Source organism: Agromyces sp. NPDC060279 (assembly GCF_042726785.1).
Taxonomy (GTDB): Bacteria; Actinomycetota; Actinomycetes; order Actinomycetales; family Microbacteriaceae; genus Agromyces.
In genome coordinates this window covers 363,844-387,287 of the sequence record NZ_JBHXBK010000001.1, presented here as the reverse complement: position 1 = coordinate 387,287, position 23,444 = coordinate 363,844, and the positions used below count along the sequence as shown (strand labels likewise).

Annotated in this window: 24 protein-coding genes; 19 read left to right on the top strand and 5 right to left on the bottom strand. The window is 69.7% G+C overall.

The window, feature by feature from the left end; translation table 11 throughout:
• The first annotated feature begins 3 nt into the window (after positions 1–3).
• The 5 genes from ACFWE1_RS01820 (at position 4) to ACFWE1_RS01800 (ending at position 7,051) form a co-directional block, all read left to right on the top strand.
• Positions 4–1,470: a hypothetical protein gene (locus ACFWE1_RS01820; RefSeq protein WP_376931846.1), complete on the top strand. Its 1,467-nt coding sequence runs from the start codon at positions 4–6 to the stop codon at positions 1,468–1,470.
• 12 nt (positions 1,471–1,482) lie between these two features.
• A complete protein-coding gene (locus ACFWE1_RS01815) occupies positions 1,483–3,765 on the top strand; it encodes an AAA family ATPase (protein ID WP_376931845.1) in 2,283 nt (760 codons plus the stop codon).
• 206 nt (positions 3,766–3,971) lie between these two features.
• Complete coding sequence (locus ACFWE1_RS01810; protein ID WP_376931844.1) at positions 3,972–4,562, top strand: hypothetical protein; 591 nt, start codon at positions 3,972–3,974, stop codon at positions 4,560–4,562.
• Complete coding sequence (locus tag ACFWE1_RS01805; RefSeq protein WP_376931843.1) at positions 4,559–5,518, top strand: nucleotidyl transferase AbiEii/AbiGii toxin family protein; 960 nt, start codon at positions 4,559–4,561, stop codon at positions 5,516–5,518. The genes ACFWE1_RS01810 and ACFWE1_RS01805 overlap by 4 nt, the downstream gene beginning before the upstream one ends.
• A 474-nt stretch (positions 5,519–5,992) precedes the next feature.
• Positions 5,993–7,051: a restriction endonuclease gene (locus ACFWE1_RS01800; protein ID WP_376931842.1), complete on the top strand. Its 1,059-nt coding sequence runs from the start codon at positions 5,993–5,995 to the stop codon at positions 7,049–7,051.
• A gap of 52 nt (positions 7,052–7,103) precedes the next feature.
• Here ACFWE1_RS01800 and ACFWE1_RS01795 read toward each other — a convergent pair whose 3' ends face one another.
• The 5 genes from ACFWE1_RS01795 to ACFWE1_RS01775 form a co-directional block, all read right to left on the bottom strand.
• Complete coding sequence (locus ACFWE1_RS01795) at positions 7,104–8,474, bottom strand: MFS transporter (protein ID WP_376933052.1); 1,371 nt, start codon at positions 8,472–8,474, stop codon at positions 7,104–7,106.
• An 83-nt stretch (positions 8,475–8,557) separates the two neighbouring features.
• Positions 8,558–8,992 carry a VOC family protein gene (locus ACFWE1_RS01790; RefSeq protein ID WP_376931841.1) on the bottom strand — a complete coding sequence of 145 codons (435 nt, stop codon included), beginning with the start codon at positions 8,990–8,992 and terminating at the stop codon, positions 8,558–8,560.
• Positions 8,993–9,031: 39 nt separating this feature from the next.
• Complete coding sequence (locus ACFWE1_RS01785) at positions 9,032–9,328, bottom strand: DUF2277 domain-containing protein (RefSeq protein WP_243568041.1); 297 nt, start codon at positions 9,326–9,328, stop codon at positions 9,032–9,034.
• A 102-nt stretch (positions 9,329–9,430) separates the two neighbouring features.
• On the bottom strand, positions 9,431–9,559 hold the full coding sequence (locus ACFWE1_RS01780) for a putative transporter small subunit (protein ID WP_376931840.1): 129 nt from the start codon (positions 9,557–9,559) through the stop codon (positions 9,431–9,433).
• Complete coding sequence (locus ACFWE1_RS01775) at positions 9,556–11,304, bottom strand: sodium:solute symporter family protein (RefSeq protein WP_376931839.1); 1,749 nt, start codon at positions 11,302–11,304, stop codon at positions 9,556–9,558. Before ACFWE1_RS01775 ends, ACFWE1_RS01780 begins: the two co-directional genes overlap by 4 nt.
• 670 nt (positions 11,305–11,974) lie before the next feature.
• Here ACFWE1_RS01775 and phnD point away from each other — a divergent pair.
• The 14 genes from phnD to ACFWE1_RS01705 all read left to right on the top strand — a co-directional run bounded on the left by phnD (position 11,975) and on the right by ACFWE1_RS01705 (position 23,436).
• Positions 11,975–12,877 (top strand): phosphate/phosphite/phosphonate ABC transporter substrate-binding protein, encoded by a 903-nt coding sequence (phnD, locus tag ACFWE1_RS01770; RefSeq protein WP_376931838.1) that lies wholly within the window; start codon positions 11,975–11,977, stop codon positions 12,875–12,877.
• Positions 12,878–12,882: 5 nt separating this feature from the next.
• Positions 12,883–13,698 (top strand): phosphonate ABC transporter ATP-binding protein, encoded by an 816-nt coding sequence (gene phnC / locus ACFWE1_RS01765; RefSeq protein ID WP_376933051.1) that lies wholly within the window; start codon positions 12,883–12,885, stop codon positions 13,696–13,698.
• Positions 13,685–14,554, top strand: coding sequence for a phosphonate ABC transporter, permease protein PhnE (gene phnE, locus ACFWE1_RS01760; RefSeq protein ID WP_376931837.1), 870 nt, complete (start codon positions 13,685–13,687; stop codon positions 14,552–14,554). The genes phnC and phnE overlap by 14 nt, the downstream gene beginning before the upstream one ends.
• On the top strand, positions 14,551–15,312 hold the full coding sequence (locus ACFWE1_RS01755) for a tyrosine-protein phosphatase (protein WP_376931836.1): 762 nt from the start codon (positions 14,551–14,553) through the stop codon (positions 15,310–15,312). Before phnE ends, ACFWE1_RS01755 begins: the two co-directional genes overlap by 4 nt.
• A gap of 14 nt (positions 15,313–15,326) precedes the next feature.
• A complete protein-coding gene (locus ACFWE1_RS01750) occupies positions 15,327–15,971 on the top strand; it encodes a TetR/AcrR family transcriptional regulator C-terminal ligand-binding domain-containing protein (protein ID WP_376931835.1) in 645 nt (214 codons plus the stop codon).
• Positions 15,972–16,111: 140 nt separating this feature from the next.
• The gene (locus ACFWE1_RS01745; RefSeq protein WP_376931834.1) at positions 16,112–16,735 is read left to right on the top strand and encodes a GntR family transcriptional regulator; all 624 of its coding nucleotides are present in this window, start codon (positions 16,112–16,114) and stop codon (positions 16,733–16,735) included.
• Positions 16,736–16,844: 109 nt separating this feature from the next.
• Positions 16,845–17,615 (top strand): MBL fold metallo-hydrolase, encoded by a 771-nt coding sequence (locus tag ACFWE1_RS01740; RefSeq protein WP_376931833.1) that lies wholly within the window; start codon positions 16,845–16,847, stop codon positions 17,613–17,615.
• Positions 17,616–17,640: 25 nt separating this feature from the next.
• Entirely contained in the window at positions 17,641–18,426 is a 786-nt protein-coding gene (locus tag ACFWE1_RS01735; RefSeq protein ID WP_376931832.1) for an NAD-dependent epimerase/dehydratase family protein, read from the top strand.
• Entirely contained in the window at positions 18,423–19,409 is a 987-nt protein-coding gene (locus ACFWE1_RS01730) for a phosphoglycerate dehydrogenase (protein WP_376931831.1), read from the top strand. The genes ACFWE1_RS01735 and ACFWE1_RS01730 overlap by 4 nt, the downstream gene beginning before the upstream one ends.
• Positions 19,406–20,212, top strand: coding sequence for a hydroxypyruvate isomerase family protein (locus ACFWE1_RS01725; RefSeq protein WP_376931830.1), 807 nt, complete (start codon positions 19,406–19,408; stop codon positions 20,210–20,212). The genes ACFWE1_RS01730 and ACFWE1_RS01725 overlap by 4 nt, the downstream gene beginning before the upstream one ends.
• The gene (locus tag ACFWE1_RS01720; RefSeq protein ID WP_376931829.1) at positions 20,209–20,877 is read left to right on the top strand and encodes a hypothetical protein; all 669 of its coding nucleotides are present in this window, start codon (positions 20,209–20,211) and stop codon (positions 20,875–20,877) included. Before ACFWE1_RS01725 ends, ACFWE1_RS01720 begins: the two co-directional genes overlap by 4 nt.
• A complete protein-coding gene (gene otnK, locus ACFWE1_RS01715; RefSeq protein WP_376931828.1) occupies positions 20,874–22,100 on the top strand; it encodes a 3-oxo-tetronate kinase in 1,227 nt (408 codons plus the stop codon). The genes ACFWE1_RS01720 and otnK overlap by 4 nt, the downstream gene beginning before the upstream one ends.
• On the top strand, positions 22,097–22,762 hold the full coding sequence (locus ACFWE1_RS01710; RefSeq protein ID WP_376931827.1) for a class II aldolase/adducin family protein: 666 nt from the start codon (positions 22,097–22,099) through the stop codon (positions 22,760–22,762). The genes otnK and ACFWE1_RS01710 overlap by 4 nt, the downstream gene beginning before the upstream one ends.
• Complete coding sequence (locus ACFWE1_RS01705) at positions 22,759–23,436, top strand: substrate-binding domain-containing protein (protein ID WP_376931826.1); 678 nt, start codon at positions 22,759–22,761, stop codon at positions 23,434–23,436. The genes ACFWE1_RS01710 and ACFWE1_RS01705 overlap by 4 nt, the downstream gene beginning before the upstream one ends.
• Positions 23,437–23,444: the final 8 nt, after the last annotated feature.

Below are 23,444 nucleotides of genomic sequence, written 5' to 3'. Positions count from 1 at the left end.
AGGGTGGCCATCGAGCTGTACTTCTCGCAGCACTTCGGGGTTTCGCCGAAGGCGTTGGAGGACTACGGCGCGTTCGACATCAGTCTTGCCTCCGATCTGCCGCTCTTCGTCGACCCATTCCTGCTCTTCAACAGTAAGAAGCAGGAGTACCGCGATCTCCACGACAGCATGATCCGCTACCTCGTGTTCCTCCGCGACCGGGCCATACCCGATCTCGATCCTGGGCTCATCAAGTCCTGGTACATGTTCCAGGAGGTGAAGCAGAATTGGCTCGGGTTCACCGTCCTCGGCAACTCGGGGAGCGGGCTCGGCAAGGATTTCGCCCGTGCGCTCCACAGCTCTCTCGGCTCGATTCTGAGAGGGTTCGGGTCAGAGGCGATCACTAAGGGTGCTCACTTGGAGAAGCTCGCGCTTATCAAGGAGGGTGTCGGACGTGACAACATCAGCGACTTCACCACGAACCTGATCAAGGGTTACTTGCTGGAGTACACGCAGGCGTTCGCGCAGAAGCATCTGTCGGCCGATCAACGCGGGACGTTCTTGGTCACCCGCGCTGCTTTCAACTACGAGACCGAGACGTGGGAGTCGCGCCAGTACGAGCTTCCCGTGCTTCGTGGGGACTACGTCCTGCTCACCCCGGCCGACATGCTCACCAAGGATGACACCTGGATCAGCCGCTCGGACTTCGTTCGCGAGTTCAGCAGCATCCCCGACGCCATCGAAGATGATCAGCTTCGCGCACAGGTTAACAATTACCTCTTCAAGAAGCTGAGCGACAGCCCCACGAAGAAGGAGTACTCGGACCTGGCGGCTGCGGCGATCCGCCAGTTCCCAGAGCTCATCGACTACTACATCCGTCAGAAGGAGGACACCGGGGAGCAGGCAGCCGGCCTCAGCGCACAACGGCGGCAGGAGGTCTTCGAGATTCTCGTGCAGATGGTGCAGAAGGTCGTCGAAGATATCCGCACCAACACCTCGCTGTACTTGACGCCAGTCAATAGCTATGACGAGGCACTGATCCGCGCGAACGGTTTCAAGCAGTACGTCGAGAACCAGGACGGCTACCGGCTCATCAACAAGCCGGGCCGGGAACGCCCTCTCGCTACGGAGAAGGAGGTCCAACTCTTCTTCGGCCTCATCTTCTTCGGTAGCGAGTTCGACGTGAATCGTGAGGTCAACAACGGGCGCGGTCCTGTGGACTTCAAGGTGAGCAAGGGGGCCGTCGACAAGTCGCTGATCGAGATCAAGCTCGCCAGCAACAGCCAACTGAAGCGCAACCTCCAGAACCAGGTCGAGGTCTACGAGAAGGCGAACGGCACGCGCACATCGGTCAAGATGATCGTCTGCTACACGGACGCGGACGTGGCGAAAGTCGATGCCGTTCTGAAGGAGCTGGATCTTCGCGGCGAGAAGTCCATCGTCGTCATCGACGCACGTGCCGACAACAAGCCCTCCGGCTCGAAGGCATAGGCCGGCCCAGCGATGCTCCAGTACATTCGGTTGCGCGGTTCCCCCGCCTTCGACCCGGCCTCTGGCGCTGACATCGGCCCACTCAAGCCGGTGAACTTCTTCTTCGGGCCGAACGGCTCCGGTAAGACAACGATCAGCCGCGCTCTGGCTGACTCGACGCGATTCGCTGGAACGTCTCTGGAGTGGCTCCCAGCCGCCAGCGAACTAGGCATCAAGGTCTACAACCGCGACTACGTCAATGCGACGCTCACGCCCGCAGGCCACCTCGCGGGCGTGTTCCTCCTGGGAGAGACGAACGCTGAGATCCAGACCGAGATCGAATCGTTGACAGGTCCGCGAGGCTCGATCGCTACAGCCAAGGAAGGTCTTGCGCGACTTCAGTCCGCCTTGGAAGCGAAGAACGATGAGATCGAGGGCGTCCGTACCGCGCTGAAGGATGCGGCATGGGCCAAACGCAGCGAAGTCCCCGCAGAACTGCGCGAGATGTTCACGGGGTACAACAACAGCAAGGACCGGCTTGTCGACCGACTGCTCGAAGTTGCTGCGGCGAACCTCTCCGCATCCGAGGACTTCGCGGCACTCACCTCCGAAGCGGCAGCGGTTCTCGCCGACGATGCGCAACCCCTCCAGGAACTTCCGCTTGGACGTGACATCAGGATCGAAGACGCGCCCGGCCACTGGCTCCTGGGGGTGGCGGTCGTGGGTAGCGGCGATGTGCACCTCGCGCCCCTTATCCAGCAGCTCGGCAATGCCGACTGGGTGCAGCACGGTCGCACACATCTTGAACACGCGAACGGCGTCTGTCCGTTCTGCCAGCAGGCCATTCCGTCCGACCTCGGTGAGCAGTTGGAGGCGTATTTCGACCGCACCTACGTCGAGCAGATGGAGCAACTGTCGGCGCTCAACCGGCACTTCGACACCTGGGCACAGCAGTGGGCAACCTATCTCGACGATCTGACGGCGCGAGCGGGAGTCACAGAGCACATAAACGCCGAACGGCTAGCAGCTGCGAGGATGGCGCTGGAGAGGGTGATCGCTGACGCCCGAGCGCAGATCAACGCAAAGTTGTCGGGGCCTTCGAGCATCCTGTCGGTGCCTGATCCCTCGCCGCAGGTAGAAGGTGTCAACGCCGTCGTTCGGGAGGCCAACGAGGCCATCCAAGGCTTCAACCTTCTCCTCAGAAACCGATCAGCGGCGAAGAAGTCGCTTCTCGACCGCTGTTGGGTCGTGTTCGCACGGGCGACCCTCTTGGCGGAGCTGAGCCGCTACGAGGGGGCGATGCCCGGACATCTGGCGGGAAAGCAGAACCTCGAAGGCCGGATTGAGTCGGCGAAGACTGACGTTCGTGCCAAAGAGTCGCGCCTCCGCGAGCTGCAGGCGAAGGTCACGTCAAGCAAGCCGATCATCGACCGCATCAACCGCCTCTTGGACTCCGTCGGCTTCCATTCCTTCTCACTCGCGGAGTCGACAGCAGTTCAGGACGGTTACACCCTCGTCCGCTCAAACGGCGATGTCGCCACGGAAACGCTCAGTGAAGGCGAGCGGACGTTCATCACCTTTCTCTACTTCGCCCAGTCTCTACAGGGCTCGCCGCAGGATGAATCCGAGCCGAATGACCTCCTGGCAGTGATCGACGACCCGATCTCAAGCCTCGACAGCGACGTGCTGTACGCCGTCTCCACCCTTGTCCGCAGGATCGTCGAGGATGTCGCAGCAGGCACTGGTCGAGTTCGGCAGCTCCTGCTCATGACGCACAACGCGCACTTCTACAAGGACGTCACGTATCGCCCGCACGGTGGCCCAAAGCTCGGGTCTTGGAAGTACGGCGTCGTGCGCAAGCGAAACGGACAGTCGAGCGAAGTCGAACTGCGCGACGACAACCCGATCCAGACCGCCTACGGAGCACTGTGGGACGAGGTCAAGAGGTCGGCCGCGCGTCCCGCGGAGAGCGCGGTCGGCCTCCAGAATACCTTGCGTCGCATCCTAGAGACGTACTTCAAGGTGCTTGGCGGCGTCGACGACCCCGCCATCATCGCCAAGTTCGAGGGAGACGAGCAAGTCATCTGTCGCTCGCTCTTCACTTGGGTCAATGCTGGCTCCCACTCGATCTTCGACGACCTTGACTACTCGCCGACGCCGAGCACCGTGGAATCTAACCTCCGCGTGTTTCGTCGCATCTTCGAGGAGCACGGCCAGATCGGTCACTATCGCATGATGATGGGAGATCGCGCCGAAGAAGTCTCTGCGGAGGAACAGGTCGTCGAGGTGGCATCCGGGAGCGAGGCAACCGAATGACCGACATCCCCGCGGCGGAGACCTCGCGGCAGGAGATGGCTGAGGCCGAGATCTTCGACAGACTCAGCGGGTCGATCCGCGACGCACTCCTCTTCGGAGCTTTCGCAGAAGCCAGAGCAAAACTGTTGACCAGAGCAAGAAGAGCGCGTGACCCGAGATGGATAAAAACCGCACATCATTGAGCGTCCTGTGCAAGGATTATATCCATGAAGGAGTTGGACGAGTCGCTCCCGTCGACGTTCACGACGGAGACCTCGCGGGCGCACGGTGTGCATCCGCGAGATCTGTATGCCTGGCGAGATGGCGGGCGGATCATCGAACTCTCGCGCGGGGTCTTCCGCCGGGCAGACGCGCCCCCGGCGTCGTACCCCGACGTGATCGCCGTGGCACACCGCGCTCCTCGCGCGATCGTGTGCTGCGTCTCGGCGGCAGCGATCCACGACTTGACGGATGAGATGCCGGCGTCGGTGCAGATCGCGGTTCCTAAGCGGTCGCATACGCCGGTGATCGCTTACCCGCCCGTAACGGTATTCCGCTTCGATGAGGCCACGTTCGAACTCGGTGTGACCGCGTTCGAGGCGGGGCCGGGGGAGCCCGTGTGCATCTACGATGCGGCGAGGACGGTGGTGGATCTCATGAGATTCCGGAGACGCCTTGGTGAGCCGATTGCGCATGCCGCGCTTCACCGATATCTGGCATCACCGAACTCGAAACCGGCACTGCTGCTGGAGTATGCGGAGGCGCTGGGGACGTTTGGGCCGATGCGCGCTGCGCTCGATGTCGCGAGTGCCCGATGAGTCGTCCCACGCGAGAGAGCGCCGCAGGGCGCGCATACCTCGACCTGCAGAACCAGGCTCGCCGCCAGAAGCGTGGCACGCAGGAGCTGCTCACGATGTACATTGTTGAGCGGTGGCTGTCGCGGATGTCGCGCTCACCGTACGCCGAGGACTTCATCCTGAAGGGCGGGATGCTGCTCGCTTCCTTCGGCACCCGCCGTCCCACGGTCGACGCTGACGCCCTCGCGCGCAACATGGCCTCCGACGAGGAGACCGTCGCTCGCCGCGTCGCTGAGATTGCCGCGATCGAAGATGCAGACGACGGCGTGGAGTTCCTGCCAGACACAGTCACCACTGCGGTGATTCGTGATGACGCGCTGTATTCCGGCGTGCGGGTCACGATGACGGCACGGCTCGCGACAGCGCAGGTCAAGCTGCGGCTCGACATCAACTTCGGCGACCCCGTCACGCCGGCCCCGCGAACAGTTGAGCTGCCGTCGCTGCGGCCGGACGCTCCGCCGATCCGCATCCTGGGCTACCCAATCGAGACGGTGCTCGCAGAGAAACTCGTCACCGCGATCGAACTGGGACGAGCGAACACGCGCGTGCGTGACTTCGCGGACATCCACCTCTTGACTGGCACACAGGCTCTCCAGTGCGGGGAACTGCGCGAGGCGCTCACGGCGACTGCAGGTTTCCGCGGAACCACGTTGATTCCGTTGGCGCAGGCCACCGAGGGGCTCGCAGTGCTGCGCAACTCGACCTATGTCGCCTACCGGACGAGGCTCGGCGAGGCGGGCGCGAGTCTGCCGGAGACGTTCTCCGACACCGTCGCTGCGGCTGCTGACTTCGTCGACCCAGTGCTCGACGGGCTCGACGCCGAGGCTGTGTGGAGCCCCGCCGAACGGAGCTGGAGTACTGCGCCCGTCACGCCGTCCGAGCCGACAGAATCCGCTACAGGTGAGACTGACCTGTGACGGCTTTCGTCGGATCTGGCCCTATCCGATCTGGTGACCAGATTGGTGACCAGAAACCTGCCCGAGAGGCGCGAATCAGCCCGAATCACCGCGTAGCTGTCGGTAGCCCGCGGTAGACTGAGCCGCATGAGATCCCTGAAATTACGGGGAACTCCACCGATTCGGGGCTTCGCTCGGACGGGCCAGGCGGCTCTCAGTTGTTCTTGGTTCGAGTCCAGGTACCCCAGCAAGTTTTGAAGTGAATGAAGCCCCGGTTTTCCGGGGCTTTTCTCATTGGTGCCGTCAACTGGCGCTCCACGCGAGCGTATCCACGCGCCGGAAGGCGAGTGCGGTTGCGCTCACGGTGCCAGCTGTCGCGGCGAAGGCGAGCCAGTCAGACTTAGCTCCCCAGGCTGCGGCGATCTGTTCGCGGCCCGGCCCTGCACGCGGCGCCACTCGCGGCGGCGATCTGGCATCCTCAGGTGAGGAGGTGCGATGAGCGCAGCAGCGTGGGTGGTTCGGTCGGGGCGCTATGGCGAACGCGATCAGTGGGCTCTGGCGAACGGGGTTTCAGGTGGGGGATGGGGCGAAGTTCCAGATCTGAGCGCCTGCACTTCGCGTGAAGACATCGCGGCGGTGATCGAAGCGACCTATCCGGACTTCACCCCAAACGCGCAAGCGAACTACACCGGCCAGGTGTGGGCGCTTCGCGGACGCATCAAGGTCGGCGACCTGCTCGCGATGCCGCTGAAGACGACACGTCAGATCGCGATCGGTCGGGTGACTGGCGGGTACGAGTATCTCGCCGACGAAGCTGACCCCAACTGTCGTCATGTCGTTCGAGTGGAATGGGAGCGCACCGACCTGCCGCGCTCGGCGGTGCAGCAGGATCTGCTCTACACGCTCGGTTCCGCGCTCTCAATCTTCGCCCCGACGAAGGGCCACGCGGTGGCCCGGCTCGAATCGCTGCTGGCGACGGGCACCGATCCTGGACCGGTTCCGTTCACGACTCCGCTCGCGACCCGCCCGGTGATCGCCGACGAGGACGACGTCGATGAGCCCGAACTGCATGCCGACATCGCCGATCTCGCGCGCACGCAGATCCTCGCCCACATCGCCGCGAAGTTCAGCGGCCACCAGTTGACGGTGCTGGTGCAAGCGGTGCTCGAGGCTGAGGGCTTCGTTTGTCGATCTTCCCTCGGCGGGGCCGACGGCGGGATCGACATCGTCGCCGGACGAGGACTTCTCGGGATGGACTCTCCTCGGCTCATCGTCCAGGTGAAGTCGGGCGCACAGGTCGGGGACCCGGTCGTGCGCGATCTGCTCGGAGTCCTGTCGATTCAAGATGCCGAGCAGGGGCTGCTGGTGGCGTGGGGCGGCGTCACCAAGCCAGCGCGCATGACGATTCAGAACGAGCATTTCCGACTGCGATGCTGGGAAGCGGACGACGTCGTGGACGCGGTTCTCCGCGTCTACGAACAGCTCCCGGAGGACATTCGGGCTGAACTCGGTCTGCGCCAGGTCTGGATGCTCGCCGAGCAACCCTCGGCCTGAACACTGGCTCGCTGCTGCACCTGATGCGCAGGCAACCTTCTGGCAACGTCGGCTACTCCTCCGAGTCGAGCACCGCCGAGTTCCGGATCCCGAGCAACGAGACCAGCGCCCCGGCCGCCATGAGTGCTGCGGTGAAGATCGCGATGCGGTGGAAACCTTCCAGGTCGAGCACGCCGCCCACGACGACGCCGAGCAGGGCGACGCCGATGAGGCCGGCGATCCTCGCGACGGCGTTGTTCACGGCCGAGGCGATGCCGGAGCGGGCGGGCTCGATCGAGCCGAGGATCGCCGAGGTCAGCGGCGCGACCGTGATGACGAGGCCGAAACCGGTGAGCACGACCGAGGGCAGCACCTGCGTCCAGTAGTTGAACTCGGGCGTCACCGTGAGCAGCAGCAGGTAGCCGACGGCCATGATCGCGGGGCCGACGGTCATGAACAGGCGCGGGCCCCACTTGCCGCTGAGCGTGCCGATCGGCGAGCTCAGCGCCATCATGATGAGCGTTGTTGGCAGGCTCGCGAGCCCGGCGAGGGTCGCCGATAGCCCGGCGCCCTGCTGCAGGTACAGCGCGACGACGAGACCGTTCAGCGACAGCGCCCCGTAGATGAAGATCGTCGCGATGTTGCCCGACCAGAAGTTGCGCACCTTGAAGAGCGACAGCGGCAGCATCGGCTGCTTCGCGGTCGCCTGGCGCACGACGAAGCCGATGAGCGCGAGGATGCCGAGCGTGAGCGTGCCCCAGATCGCCGGATTCGACCAACCGAGGTTCTGCTGCTCGATGAGCGCGAACACGGTGCCGCCGAGGCCGACGGTGCAGAGCACGGCACCGGCCCAGTCGATCGTCGCGCCAGGCTGACGCACGTCGCGCTGGCGCAGCACGACGAGGAGCCACAGCGTCACGGCGATCGGCACCACGTTGATGAGGAACACGAAGCGCCACGACAGGTAGTCGACGAACAGTCCGCCCATGACCGGCCCGACGAGCATGGCCGCGGTCGTCGAGGCCGTCCAGATGCCGATCGCGCGCGCCTGCGCCGGGCCCCGGAAGTTCGAGGTGATGAGCGCGAGCGAGCTCGGCACGAGCAGCGCCCCGGCGATGCCCTGCAGGCCGCGCGCGATCACGAGGAACAGCGGGTCAGGGGCGGCGGCGATCGCGATGGAGGTCAGGCCGAAGCCGATCAACCCCACCCGCAGGATCACGATGCGCCCGAAGACGTCGCTGAGCGACCCGGCGACGAGGATGAGCGCGCCGAGCGTGATCAGGTACGCGTCGACGACCCACTGCTGGGTGATGAGCCCGCCGCCGAGCTCCCGTTGGATCGCGGGCAGCGCGACGTTCACGACCGTGCCGTCGAGGAACGAGACGAACGACGCCAGGATCGCGATCAGCAGCACGAGCCGCTGCGCCCGCGAGGGCGGCGGCAGTGCGGCATCCTTGCCACCGGAGGCCGAGGCCGGGGTCGCAGCGCCGTCGCCGGGAACGTCGGCGCCAGTGGGCTCCGCGCCCGTCACTTCTGCAGCTCCTCGGCGAGCATCACGATGATGCCGCTCGGGCCGCGCAGATAGGTGAGCCGATAGATGTCCTGGTAGGTGCCGACGCCGCGCAGCGGGAAGCAGCCGTGCGTCGCCGCGATCTCGAGCGCCGCGTCGAGGTCGTCGACGGAGAACGCGACGCGGTGCATGCCGATCTCGTTCGGCAGCGTGGGCTCAGTCTCGATCGCGTCGGGGTGGAGGTACTCGAAGAGCTCGAGCCGCCCGTGCCCGTCGGGCGTCTGCAGCATCGCGATCTTCGCGTGGTTGCCGTCGAGGCCGACCGCGGTGTCGGTCCATTCGCCGCTGACGGTGTCGCGGCCGATCACGCTCAGCCCGAGGTCGGTGAAGAACGCGATCGTCTGTTCCAGGTCGCGCACGGCGATGGCGACGTTCTCCAGTTTGATGGCCATACTGCGCATGCTACTCAGCACGGCCGACGGCGGCGCGGGTCATCCGACCGCCGTGCGGATGCGCACCTCGCGCTCCATGCGCTTCTCGTGACGCTCGCGGCCCTTGAGCGCCTCGGTCTCACGATTCTTCGGGGGTGCGTTCGTCGTGAGCCCGTCGAGCAGCCGCCGGGTCGCGACGGCGATCTCCTCGATCGCCTGCTCGAACGCCTCGGCGTTCGCCCGGGAGGGATGCGTCGAACCGCTCACCTTGCGCACGAATTGCAGGGCGGCCTCGCGCACCTCGTCGTCGGTCGTGGGCGGTTCGAAATTGTGGAGCACGCGAATGTTCCGGCACATGCGCGCCACGATACGCCCCGCCTGCGTCGGCGGCGAGGGGTGGAATGCACGGCAGGCGAGGGGTGGACGCGACCCGGATGCCGCGCCCACCCGGAGCCGGGCCTAAATGATGCTGCGGCCCTCGCGCTTCGCCTGCCGCCACTCCTTCACGAAGGCGCGCACGATGACGGCGAGCACGCCGAGCACGATCACGGGCCAGATCAGCACGTACAGGGTGAGCAGGGTGGTCATGCGCGGTCCTTTCCGTCGTTCGCGAGTTCGAGCCGGTCATCCAGCTCGGCCGTGACAGCCGAATCGGCCGCGCCGGCAACGCCGGCATCGGCCGAGGCATCCGCTCCGCCGTCGCGGGTGTCGAAGTCACCCGTGCGCTCCTTGATGAGCGCGAAGTCGAAGCGCCTGGTGGTGTTCGCCATCGTGAGCGCCACGCAGACGATGGTCGACGCGGCGTAGGCGACGAGCGACCCCGAGAGCACCGGGTAGGTGTGCAGGAAGCCGATCGCGAACGGCGCCGCGGCGAGCGTCGAGACGGTGCCAACGACGAGCGCCACCCGGCGCCCGAAGAAGCCGAACGCCATGAGCCCGAGCACCACGCCGATGCCGATCGTCGCGAGCACGTCGCTCGCGATGCCGATCCCGCCGGAGAGGTCGATCCACTCGAAGCGCACCGGCAGGAAGCACGCGAGCCCGGCGATCACCGCGGCGGTGAAGGCGAGGTTCGTCACCCGGTTCCAGTAGAAGCTCGAGATCACCGGGAACACGAGCGCACCCCAGAGCGCGCCCACGAACACCAGCAGGTCGAGGATGTTGAACTGCGAGCTCGCGAAGAACAGCCCGGCGGCGGTCGCGATGATCATCGTGATGCGGCCGACCCAGATCATCGTCTGCGGGTTCGCCCGCTTCTTGCCGGCGATGTTCTGCCCATAGATGTCGGCCATCATGATCGAGGCCAGGGCGGTGAGGTCGGCATCCGCCGTCGATGACAGCGAGCCGATGATCATGACGAAGAACACGCACAGCAGCACCGGCGGCAGGTAGTTCGCCGCGAGCTGGGGGATGAGGTTGTTCACGTCGTCGTTCAGCGGCTGGATGCCGGCGTACAGCGCCAGCACGCCGAGCATGCCGACGCCGATGATCGTCGCCCCGTAGCCGACCGTCGCGGTCACGAAGGTCTTCTTGATCAGGTCCTCGCGCACGGCGAAGAGGCGTTGCGCGATCGTCTGGTTGCCGATCGCGTACGCCAGCACGGCCGCGATGTACGGCGCGCCCTGGTTAAAGAACGCGTCGGAGGAGAAGAAGTCCTGCTGCTGCGGCGTCAGGTTGTGCGCGCCCGTCTCGAACAGCGACGGCCCGCCCGCGGCGAAGAACACCACCGGGATGATGATGACCACCGCACCGAGCATCGCCACGACCTGCGCGAAGTCGGTCAGCACCGAGGCGCGGAATCCTGACCACAGCGTGTACAGCAGCACGCCCGCGGCGATCGCGATGATGCCCTGCGTGAACGTGAACGGCGACAGCATGTCGATGAGCGCGCCGCCCGCGATGAGGTTCGAGGTGAGGCTGATCACGCTGCCGAGCACGTTCGAGCCGGCGAGCGTCAGCTGGCTCGACCTGCCGTGCCGAGCGAACATGACCTCGGCGATGGTGTGCGCGCGCGGCGCGACCTGCCGGATCCGTCGCCCGAAGGGGTAGATCAGGAGGATCATCAGCGCACCCCAGAGCCCGTAGTGGATGGGTCCCGAGATGCCGTAGGTGAAGCCGGAGGTCGCCGAGGCGTACATCGACGACGCCCAGATCCAGGTCGCGGTCATCGACGCGGCCGAGATGCCGTAGCCGATCTTGCCGCCGCCGGTCATGTAGCCGTCGGCGTTCTCGCGCTTCCGGCTGATCCGGATGGACATGTAGAGGCTGCCGCCGAAGAACAGCAGCATGAGGGTGACCACGATGGGTCCGGACAGCTGTTGGAGCTGATCCATTTCGACTCGCTTTCGTCAGGGCGTCCCGCGTCGATGCGGGACGCGGGAGGCAGGGACGAGCGCGGTCAGTCGGGAGGGATGCGGGTGGCTGCAGAGTGTTCGGGGTGCCGCCCGGTGGTCTCGAGGCGGCTCCCGCAGGGCGGGAAGAACGTTCGTGCAGCTACGAGCACGCGGTCCCTTTCGTCGGTGGTCGGGAAGGTGCGGGCGCGGGCAACGCGCGGGCGATCCGGGGGATCGCTGACGCACCGGCTGGCGAGACGGCGGGAATCGGGATGCCGGAAACGGGGTTCCTGGGCTCCGCCATGACGAGGCCGGACTCCCGTGGAAGCCCGGCGCAGCCTCGTTCGACCGTAGCGGACCCCGCGCCGAGTGGCCAGTCGGCTAGGCCTGCTCCTGCGTTCGCGTGACGGCAGGATTTGCGGGTGCGGAGCCTCGCCGACCCACGAATACTGACGTCACTCGCCAGTCTCCGGTGCGGGCGGACGTCGCCGCCCATCGGGCAGCAGCGTGTCGCGGGCTCCCATGCCGGCAAGCTCCCCGAGCGACGTCACCGGCCGTTCACGATCCGTTCGATTCGGAGTCCGCCGGTCTCGTAATTGCCGGACACCTTCGCGAGTTGGAATACCGATGGTCTCGGAATGCCGAGGCATCCCCCTTCCGAAAGGTCATCATGCGCCGCTTCACCCTGCCCGCCGTCGGCGTCCTCGGCGTCGCCGCCCTCGCCCTCACCGGCTGCCAGAGCACCGCGGGCGAGCCGGCCGCCGCCGACCCGAACGCGCCCATCACGATCGCGACGATCCCCGTCGGCGAGGACCCCACCGCCGAGAACCCCGTCGAGGTGTTCGCCGAGCTCCTCGAGGAGGCGACGGGCCGCGACGTCGAGATCACCGACGTGCCCGACTACCTGAGCGTCGTCGAGGCGATCCGCGCCGACCACGTCGATATCGGCATCATGAGCGGCTTCCCCTCGGCGCTCGCCGTGAACACGGGCGAGGTCGACGCGCTCGTCGCGTTCCAGGGCGACGATGCGCCGGTGTCGACCTGCGTCGTGCTCGACGACTCGCCCATCCAGGAGGTCGAGGACCTCGCGGGCAAGACCGTCGCCTTCGCCGACCAGGCGTCGAGCTCGGGCTACTTCATGCCGGTCTACATGCTGCACGAGGCGGGGCTCGAGCGCGACGTCGACTACGACGCGATCTTCGCCGGCGGCCACGAGGGCAGCTTCGCCGCGCTCGCGCAGGGTCAGGTCGACGCCGCCTGCACCGCGGTCATGCTGACTCAGCTCGGCAAGCCGATGTTCCCGTTCGAGGACGGCGAGTGGCGTGCGGTCGGCGAGAGCCCGGCCATGCCGATCGCGGGCGCCGTGCTCGGCCGCCAGTCGCTCGACGCCGAGACCCGCAAGGTCATCCAGGACGGCATCGCCGAGGTCTTCTCGCCGGAGAACGCCGAGCGGCTCGGCGCGTACGGCTCCTTCGCCGCCGCCCCGCAGACCGTCGACCCGAAGGCCGAGGAGTTCGCCGGCTTCGCCGAGATCGCGGCCGTCGCCGGCGTCGAGCTCAAGGACCTGAAGTGACGCTCATGACGGACGCGCACGACGTCGAGCCGCGGGTGACGACGGCCGAACTGCGCCAGGCGCTGCCGCTCGTCACCGTGCGCGGGCTCGAGGTCGCCTACGACGCGCAGCGGGTGCTCGCGGGCGTCGACCTGGAGCTGTTCCCGGGCGAGATGGTCGCGCTCCTCGGCGCCTCCGGCTCCGGCAAGTCGACCCTCATGCGGAGCCTCACCGGCTTCGCCCCGATCACGGGCGGAGCGGTGCGGGTCGCCGGGCACGACGTCACGAACCTCCGCCGCGGGCAGCTGCGGACGCTGCGCAGCGAGGTCGGGCAGGTGTTCCAGCAGTTCAACCTCATCCCGCGGCTCAGCGTGCTGACGAACGTGCTCGCGGGCGCGCTGCACGACGCCGGGCCCATCAACCTCGTCGGCGGTTTCTCGAGCGCGCACCGCCGCCGGGCGCTCGAACTGCTCGACCGGGTCGGCATCGCGCACAAGGCGCTCGAGCCCGCCCGATCGCTCTCGGGCGGGCAGCAGCAGCGCGTCGCGATCGCCCGGGCGCTCATGCAGCGGCCGAAGGTGATCCTCGCCGACGAGCCGGTCGCCTCGCTCGACCCGAAGCTCGCCGACTCGGTGCTGGAGCTGCTGCGCGAGATCGCGAGCGAGGACGGCATCCCCGTGCTCGTGAGCCTGCACGTGCTGCCCCTCGCGCTCGCGCACAGCGACCGCATCGTGGGCCTGCGCCGGGGCGAGATCCTCGTCTCGGGGCGGACGTCGCAGCTGGATGCCTCGGCGCTCGCGCCGCTCTACGAGGACGAGGAGCCCGGCGATGACGAGCACTGAGCCGCGCAGCCGGGTCGCGGCCGGCACCTCGGCCGGTGGTTCGTCAGCCGTGGACCCGGTGCTCGCCGCCGCCGAGCGGCAGCGCCTGGAGCGTGCCTTCCGGCTGCCGCGCACCCGCTTCCTGATCGGACTGCCCGTCGCCGCGCTCCTCCTGATCTGGTCGTTCAACGGCGCCCAGTTCAACTTCGTGAAGCTCGGCGAGGGCGCGGTGAACATGGGGGAGTTCCTCTCCCGGCTGTTCCCGCCGGACTTCTCGAAGCTCGGCACGATCCTCGCGCTGCTGCTCGAGACGTTCCAGATGGCCGTGGTCGGCACCGTGCTCGGCGCCGTGCTCTCGCTCTTCGTCGCGGTCTGCGCCGCCTCGAACATCGCCCCGAAGTGGCTGTACTACCCGACGCGCTGGGTGATGAACATCATCCGCTCGGTGCCGGACCTCGTCTTCGCGCTCATGTTCGTCTCGGCCGTCGGGCTCGGGCCCTTCGCCGGCATCCTCGCGATGACGCTCGGCTCCATCGGTTCGATCGGCAAGATCTTCGCCGAGGCGATGGAGCAGGTCGACCGCGGCCCGGTCGTCGCCATGCAGGCCGTCGGCGCCTCCAAGCGTCAGGTCGTGCAGTACGGCGTGCTGCCGCAGGCGGCGCCGCTGCTCACCTCGTACAGCCTGCTGCTGTTCGAGGGGAACGTGCGCGGCGCGACCATCCTCGGCCTCGTCGGCGCGGGCGGCATCGGACTCGAGCTCACGACGGCGATGCGCATGTACGACTACGGCCACCTCAGCGCCATCATCATCTGCATCATCGTGCTGGTGACGGCCATCGACCAGGGCAGCGCCCTCATCAGAAGGAGAATCACATGACGATCACCGACGCACCCGCGCTCGCCCTGAGCGCCCCGGTCAACCTCCGCGACCTCGGCGGCATCCCGATCGACGGGGGAGTGCTGCGCACCGGGCTCGCGATCCGCACCGACGATCTCGCCCTCGTGACAGAGGAGGCCGCCGACGAACTGGTGGCCGCCGGACTCGCTGCGATCATCGATCTGCGCTCGGCCGACGAGGTCGCCATCAGCGGGCGCGGCCCGTTCGGCTCCCGCCCGGTCGCGTACCACCACCTCGCCCTCATGGCGAATGTGGGCGACTCGATGCAGACGCAGCTGCCGTTCACGCACGAATCGATGGGGGAGTCCTACGTCGCGATGGTCGAGACCGCCGCGCCGCAGCTCGTCACCGCGTTGAACGTCGTCGCGCACGCTCCCGGGGCGACCGCGTTCCACTGCGCGGCGGGCCGTGACCGCACGGGCGTGCTCGCCGCGATGCTGCTGCTCGCCCTCGGCGCCGACGACGAGGACATCGTCGCCGACTACGCCCGCACCGGCGAGAACATGCCCGCGATCATGCGCCGCACGCAGGGCGTGATGGGTCCGCTGCTCGCTCGGCTCGGCGTCGACGAGGAGCGGCTGCGCGCCTCACTGCCCGACGGGCCGATGGACGTCTCGATGCGCATCCTGCTCGGCACGCTCCGCGGCCGCTACGGCGACCCGCTGACGCCGCTCCGCGACGCCGGGCTCTCGGCCGACACCGTCGGCCGGCTCCGCGCGCGGGCGCTCGCCGCGTGACGAGCCTCGCGCCGGTGGCCGAGCGTCCGGCCGATGCGCCGGCCGACGCTCCGGCCGGGGCCGCGCATCGCCGCGGCCCCGGCCGGCCGCGCGACGAGGAGCTCGACGGGCAGCTCGTCGCGGCCACGCTCGCGCTCATCGACGCCGGTGAGGAGGTGACGGTGGGCCGGGTCGTGGCCCGCAGCGGGGTGAGCCGAGCCGCGCTGTACCGCCGCTGGCCCTCGCTCACGACCCTCATCGCCGCGGCCCTTGACGTCGGCCGCGAGGTGCCGCCGGACGTGGGCGACGCGGTCGACCTCCACGAGCTGCTGCTCACCGGGCTCGGCCTCGGCGCCGACGGCGTCGCCCCCTCGGCCCCCGGCTACCCGGAAGCACGGTTCCGTCAGCGCATCCGCCTCGTCATGGCCGACCGCGCGCTGCAACGGGCGTACTGGAGCTCCCACGTCGCCCGCCGTCGTGTGCCGCTCGAACGCGCGCTCGCCGCAGGGGTCGCACGCGGAGAGCTGCGCGCGGATCTCGACGTCGAGGCCGCCTTCGACGCCATCGCGGGCGTCGCCTACTACCAGCTCGTCGTGCGCGGGGAGCGGATCGACGAGCCGGCGGTCGTGGCGCGGATGCGCGCGGCGATCGAGCTGGTCTGGCGGGGGATGCGGGCCTGAGCGGCGCGGTGCGCGGGGCGGCGAGCGGCCGCTCGGCGGGTGGCGCGTCCCCGCGGAGATCGCGCTCCGGACCGGGGGCGTGGCCCTACACTGAGGGGATGATCGAGCGGACACCCACGAAGAGGCCGATTGCCGATCAGATGTACGATGTCCTGCTGCAGCAGTTCATGTCGGGGGAGCGCGGCGCCGGCCAGAGCCTGAACATCGGCGCGCTCTCGCGCGAGCTCGACGTCAGCCAGACGCCGTTGCGCGAGGCCCTGGCCCGGCTGGAACACACGGGCCTCGTCGAGCGCGAGGCGCTGCGCGGCTACCGGGTCGCGCCGATGATGACCCGCACCGAGGTGCAGCAGCTCATGGAGGCGCGACTGCTGCTCGAGCCGAAGCTCGCCGAGCAGGCCGCCCTCCGCAAGACGGACGCGTTCATCGCCGAGCTGCGCGAGGCGGTCGACGAATTCCACCAGTCCGCCGAGCTCGCCGACGTCGAGACCGAGGGTTTCGACCTGTACTGGCGCTCGGACGACCGCTTCCACATGTGCATCGCGGCGCAGGCCGGCAACCGCTTCCTGGAGATGGCGTACGGCGCCCTCGGGGGACAGATCCAGCGCTTCCGGCTGTTCTCGAAGTTCGGTCGCACGGGGGCGCGGCGAGCGGCGCCCGAGCACACGGCGATCTTCGAGGCGATCGCGGCCGGTGACGGCGCGGCGGCCGCGGAGGCGATGCGGGCCCACGTGATCGGGGCGACGGAGAGACTGCTCGGCGACTGAGCGAGCGCTCGGCGACCGAGCGGGTCGGGCGGTGCCTGTGGGGCAGCCGTCGGCTCAACAGCCGACATTGTGCAATACTATAGTCCATACTATTTCGAGGAGGCGGGCGATGGAGCGCGAAGGAACCGGGGCGGTGGCCGTCGGCGGCTACACGGCCACGCCGTTCGTCGAGGGCTTCCCGGGCAAGTCCGCCTCGCACGGCGCCTTCGGTTGGAGCAGCCTCTGGCTGCTCGACGACGGGGAGCGCCGGGTGCTGATCGACGCGGGCCAGCCCGCGTACATCCCGCTCATCCACGAGGGGCTCGCTCGGATCGGCCTCACCGCCGCCGACGTGACCGACGTGCTCATCACCCACCTGCACTGGGACCACGTGGCGAACTTCACGATGTTCGCCAACGCGACCACCTGGGTGGGGGAGGACGAGCTCGCCTGGGCCGCCGAGCAGCCGGCGGGCACGAAGTTCATCCCCGACCTGCACGTGCAGGAGCTGCTGCGCCGCAGGCAGGGCGTCGAGCGGATGCGCGCCGGGCAGGAGGTGGTCCCCGGCATCCATGCCCTCGCGAGCCCCGGGCACACCCCGCACCACCTCGCCTTCTTCGCCGAGCGCACCGACGAGCGCCTGCTCTTCGCGGGCGACGCGGTGAAGAACCTCCACGAGCTCACCACGCTCCGCGCCGACTCGAGCCTGGACGACGAGGCGAGCACCGCCACGATCGACCGGCTGCGCTCGCTCCTCGGCGACACCGCGGGCCTGCTCGTGCCCGGCCACGACGTCGGGCTCGCGCTCGCCGACGGGGCCGTGCACCGCGTGCGCCCGCAGCACGCCGAGATCGGCTACTTCGCGGATGCCGAGGGCGAACAGGACCGGAGCATCGGCTGACGCCGCTGCGAATGAAAGGACGACGATGACGACCGTGCTCTACACCGGCGGCACCGGCCGCATGGGCCAGGTGATCCGCGAGGGCCTCGCCGGCCGCTACGACCGGGTGGTGCTCTTCGCCCGCCGCGCCCCGGAGGGCGAGCTGTTCCCCGGCGAGGAGCTCGTGCTCGGCGACCTCGCGGAGCTCGACCGGCTCACCGAGGCCGCCGCGGGCGTCGACGTGATCGTGCACCTCGGCGGCGTCGCCGACGAAGCCCCGTACGAGGCCATCCGCACCGCGAACATCGACGGCACGTACCACGTCTACGAGGCCGCACGCCGGGCCGGCGTCCGTCGCGTCGTCTACGCGAGCTCGAATCACATCGTCGGCTTCCACCCCTCCTCGGAGCTGCTCGAAGAGTCGGCCGCGCTCCGCCCCGACACCTACTACGGCGTCTCGAAGGCCTTCGGCGAAGCGCTCGCGAGCCTGTACCACGACAAGTGGGGCGTCGAATCGGTGCTGCTGCGCATCGGCACCTTCCGCCCTGCGCCCGAGGACACCCGCCAACTCGCGCTCTGGCTCAGCTGGCCGGACGGCGTCGAGCTCGTCCGCTGCGCCATCGAGGGCGGCCCGGTCGGCTGCCAGGTCGTCTACGGCACCTCGGCGAACTCGGAGCGCTGGTGGAACGCCGACGCCGGCTGGGCGGCCATCGGCTACCGGCCGAAGGACGACGCCGCCGACCACGCCGACGCCGTCGACCGGGCGAAGGCCGTGCCCGCCTTCCACGGCGGCGCCTTCACCGCCGCCGACTACGAGGGAGGGATCTGGTGACCGGAACCGCCGACGTCCTCATCACCACCGCATTCCTGCGCCCGGGGGACGAGGTCGACCTGATGCTCGGCGCCGCCGGGCTCTCCACCCGGCACGTGCCGGACCTCGCCGCTCTCGGCGACGCCGAGCGGCTCGAGCTGCTCGCCGACGTCCGCGCGATCATCGCGGGCACCCTGCCGCTCACCGCCGAGCACCTCGCCGCGGCCGAGCGTCTCCGGCTCATCGTGCGCACGGGCGTCGGCTACGACAGCGTCGACCTCGACGCGGCGACCGCCCGCGGCATCCCGGTCTGCATCACGGCCGGAGCGAACCGGCAGGCCGTCGCCGAGCACGTCTTCGCCCTCATGCTCGCCGTCGCCCGCCGGGTGCCCGAGAACATCCAGAACCTCGCGGCGGGCAGCTGGCAGCAGCTCACCGGTCGCGAACTCGCCGGTGCCACGCTCGGCATCCTCGGCCTCGGATCGATCGGCAAGGCCGTCGCGACCATCGCCGCGGGCTTCGGCATGTCGGTCGTCGCCTACGACCCGTACTTCGACGAGGCGTTCGCGGCCGCCAACGGCATCCGCCGCGCCGAGCTCGACGAGGTGCTCGCGGAGTCCGACTTCGTCACCCTGCACCTCTTCCTCGACGACTCCACCCGCAACCTCATCGATGCCGCACGGCTCCGCACCATGAAGCGCGACGCGGTGCTCGTGAACACGGCGCGCGGCGGGATCGTCGACGAGGACGCGCTCGTCGCCGCCGTCCGCGACGGCCTGATCGGGGGAGCGGCGCTGGACGTCTTCGCCACCGAGCCGCTGCCCGCCGACAGCCCGCTGCTGCGCACCCCCGGCATCCTCGCGACCACGCATGTTGCGGGCGCGACGCGGGAGGCCCGCGGCGAGTCCGGGCGGATGGCCGCGGCCAACGTCATCGACGTGCTCAGCGGCTCCGCGGCGCCCCGCTTCGTCGTGAACCCCGGCTACGAGGGGGTGCCCGCATGATCGTCGACACGGCCTCGGGGCCCGTGCGCCTCGCCGCGAACCTCAAGTGGATGTTCACCGAGCTGCCGTTCGAGCAGCGCTTCGACGCGGCCGCCGCGGCGGGCTTCACCGCGGTCGAGTACGCCTCGCCGTACGAGCTGCCCGCCGAGCGGATCCGCGAGCTCCTCGACGGCGCCGGGCTCGCCCAGGCGCTCATCAACACCCCGGCCGGGCCCGTGGGCTCGGCGACCGTCATGGGCGCCGGCTTCGTGCCCGGCGCGGGGGAGGAGTTCCGTGCCGGCGTGCGGCAGGCGCTGGAGTACGCGACCGCCATCGGTGCGCCCGTCGTGCACGTCATGGCCGGACTCCGCCCCGAAGGCGTCGACCCGCAGCTCGCCTTCGCCGGGTACGTCGCGCGCATCGGCTGGGCGGCCGAGCAGGCCCGCGGCACCGGCGTCCGTCTCGTCCTCGAGGCGATCAACAAGCGCGACCAGCCCCGCTATGGCCTCGCCACGATGGAGACGGCCGCCGCGGTCGCCGAGGCCGTCGACCCGGAGACGGTGGGCGTGCTGTTCGACGTCTATCACGCGCAGATCGACGGCGGGAACGTGATCGAGCGCTTCGAACGCCTCGTGCCGCGCATCGGGCACGTGCAGATCGCCGACAACCCCGGCCGCGGGGAGCCCGGCACGGGGGAGATCGCCTACGAGCGCGTGCTCGCGCGCATCGCCGGGAGCGACTACGACGGCTGGATCGGGCTCGAGTACGGGCCGGTCGCCGGCACCGTCGAGGGGCTCGGCTGGACAGAGAGGATCAAGGGATGACCGACCCGAGGATCGCGCTCATCAGCGCGACGCCGCTCGCCATCGCGCCCGCCGCCGCGGCCATCGCCGCGCAGTTCCCCGAGGGCACGGTCTGGAACCTGCTCGACGACCGCCTGCTCGCCGACGCGCAGGGCCAGGGCGGCATCACCGCACCGCTCGCCGCCCGGATGGACCGGCTCATCGAGCTCGCGATCGAGGGCGGCGCCGACGGCGTGCTGCTCACCTGCTCGCAGTACGGTGCGCGCGCCGAGCTGCGCGACCCGGCCGCCGACGGCGTCGCCGTGCTCGCCGCGGACGGCCCGCTCTTCGACGCCACCGTGGCGCTCGGCGCCGCCCGGGTGCTCCTCGTCGCCTCGCTCGACTCGGCCGCCGCCGACAGCTCGGCCAGGCTCGCCGCCGCCCTCGACGCGGCCGGCGTCGCGACCGAGCTCGACACGCTCGTCGTACCGGCCGCCGCGAAGCCGCAGTCCGAAGCCGAGCTCACGGCGGCGCTCGCCACCGCGATCGAGGGGGCCGCGCCTGGGTACGACGCCGTCGTGCTCGCCCAGTTCTCGCTCGCCCCGGCCGCCGCCGCCCTCGCCGAGCGCTTCGGCGTGCCGGTGCTCGACGCGCCCACGGCGGCGGCGACGCGGCTCGCGGCGGAGATCGCGGGGCGCGGCCGATGATGGGCGTCATCGCCGACGACGTGACGGGCGCGACCGACGTCGCAGCGGCGCTCAGCCGGGCCGGCCTGCGCACCCTCCTCTCGCTCACGACGGAGCTCGAGCCGGGCGAGACGGAAGCCGACGCAATCGTGATCGGGCTGAAGACCCGCTCGATCCCGGTCGCCGACGCGGTCGGGCAGAGCCTCGCGGCGCTCGCGGCGCTGCGCGCGGCCGGCGCCGAGCGCGCCTACTTCAAGTACTGCTCCACCTTCGACTCCACGCCCGAGGGCAACATCGGGCCGGTCACCGAGGCGCTCGCCGCCGAGCTCGGCGCGAGCCTGGTCGTCACGACCCCGGCGGCGCCGCTGCACGGGCGCACGGTCACGGGCGGGCGGCTCTTCGTCGGCGGAGTTCCGCTCGACGAGACGCACATGCGCGAGCACCCGGTCACGCCGATGCGGGACTCCTCGGTGCCGCGGCTGCTCGCGCCGCAGATCACCGGCGAGGTCGGCCTGCTGCCGCTCGACGTCGTCCGCGCGGGCGCCGCGGCGGTGCGCGACGAGGTCGCGGCCGCCGAGGCATCCGGCGTCGTCCAGCTCGTCGCCGACGCGACCGAAGACACCGACCTCGACGTGATCGCGGAGGCGATCGAGGGCGCGCCGCTCGTCGCGGGCTCGGCGGGCCTCGTCGGCGCACTCGCCCGACGTCGGCCCGCGAGCGGGCGCGCGGCGAGCGCCCCGCCCGCCGGTCGCACCGCGATCATCGCGGGCAGCTGCTCGCGCCGCACGCTCGAGCAGATCGACCGCTTCCAGCAGTCCGGGGCGCCGAGCTACCGACTGCGCGCGGGGCGCGGCGACACCGCCGAGGCGCTGGCCGCCGAGGCGCTCGCCTGGTGGGACGCGCACTCGGGCGACGGTTCCGCCCTGATCTACTCCTCGAGCCCGACGGCCGAGCGCGACGCCGAGTTCCCCGAGGCGGGGGAGCTCTACGAGCGCACCGCCGGGCTCGTCGCCGACGGGCTCGCGGAGCGCGGCGTGCAGCGGCTCCTCGTCGCCGGCGGCGAGACGTCGGGCGAGGTCGTGCGCGCGCTCGGCATGGGCACCGCGGTGGTCGGCGAGGAGGCCGCGCTCGGCGCGCCCTGGATCCACGACCCGCAGCGAGACCTGCACCTCGTGCTGAAGTCCGGGAACTTCGGCGATCCCGAGCTCTTCGTCGACGTCGCCGGAGCGGGCGGCGCCTCGTGAGCGGCGCCGGCCCCGCGGCCCTCGCGGTCGAGCGCGTCGCGCACGCCATCCACCGGCGCGGCCTCAGTCACGGGCGCACCGGCAACCTCGCCGTGCGCGACGGCGAGCACATCCTGCTCACCCCGACCGGCGTCAGCCTCGGCGAGGTCGAGGCGGGGGCGCTCTCGGTGCTCGACGCCGAGGGCCGCCGGCTCGACGGGCCCCGCCCGACGAAGGAGGCGTTCCTGCATCTCGCGGTGCTCCGCACCCGGCCCGAGCTGAACGCCGTCGTGCACACCCACTCGCCGTACACCGCCGCGCTCTCGTGCCTCGAAGGGCTCGACCCCGAGGCGCCGCTGCCGCCGCTCACCGCCTACTTCGCCATGCGGGTCGGCGCGCTGCGCCTGCTGCCGTACCTCGCGCCGGGGGATGCCTCTGGCACCGCCCTCGTCGAGGAGGCCGCCGCCGCGAGCCACGCCCTGCTGCTGCGCAACCACGGGCCCGTCGTCGCCGGCAGCGACCTCGACGGCGCGCTCGACGTGCTCGAGGAGCTGGAGCACACCGCCCAGCTCTTCTTCCTCACCGCCGGGCACCGCACCGCTCCGCTCACCGCGGAGCGGGTCGCGGCGCTCGCCCAACCGCCCGCCCAGGCACCCGTCGACGGAAGGACCCCCGCCGCATGATCACCCTCTACAGCGGCCTCGTCGTACGCCAGCCGCTCGTCGACTCGCTCATCCCCGCCTTCGAAGCGCAGACGGGGGAGCGCATCGAGGCGACCTTCGAGCCGACCACGGTGCTGCTCGATCGGATCGCCGCGGGCGAGCGCCCCGACCTCCTCCTCGGCGTTGCCGGCTCGGTCGGCGAGCTCGCCGCGCAGGGCGTGCTCGACCCCGAGACCGTCACGGAGCTCGCCGTCTCGGCGATCGGCGTCGCGCGCCTGCCGGAGACGCCGTCGCTGGCGGATGCCTCGGCCGAGGCGTTCCTCGACCGGCTGCTCGACGCCCGGGCCGTCGCCTACTCGCTCTCCGGCGCGAGCGGGCTGCACTTCGCCGGGCTCCTGCGGGAACGGGGGCTGCTCGAACGCCTCGACGAGCGCGCGGTGCGCTTCCCGGCCGGGCTCACCGCGGAGGCGGTCGTGGACGGCCGCGCCGAGCTCGCCATCCAGCAGCTGAGCGAACTGCGCTCGGTGGACGGGCCCCACCTCGTGGAGCCGATCCCGCACGAGCTGCAGTCCTACGCGCGCTTCGCCATCGGCGCGCGCATCGCTGCGCCGGCCGCCGCGCGCGAGTTCGCCGCCTCGCTCGCGGGGGAGCGCGCGCTCGCCGCCTTCGAAGCGGTCGGGCTCAGCGCCCCCTGAACCGAGCC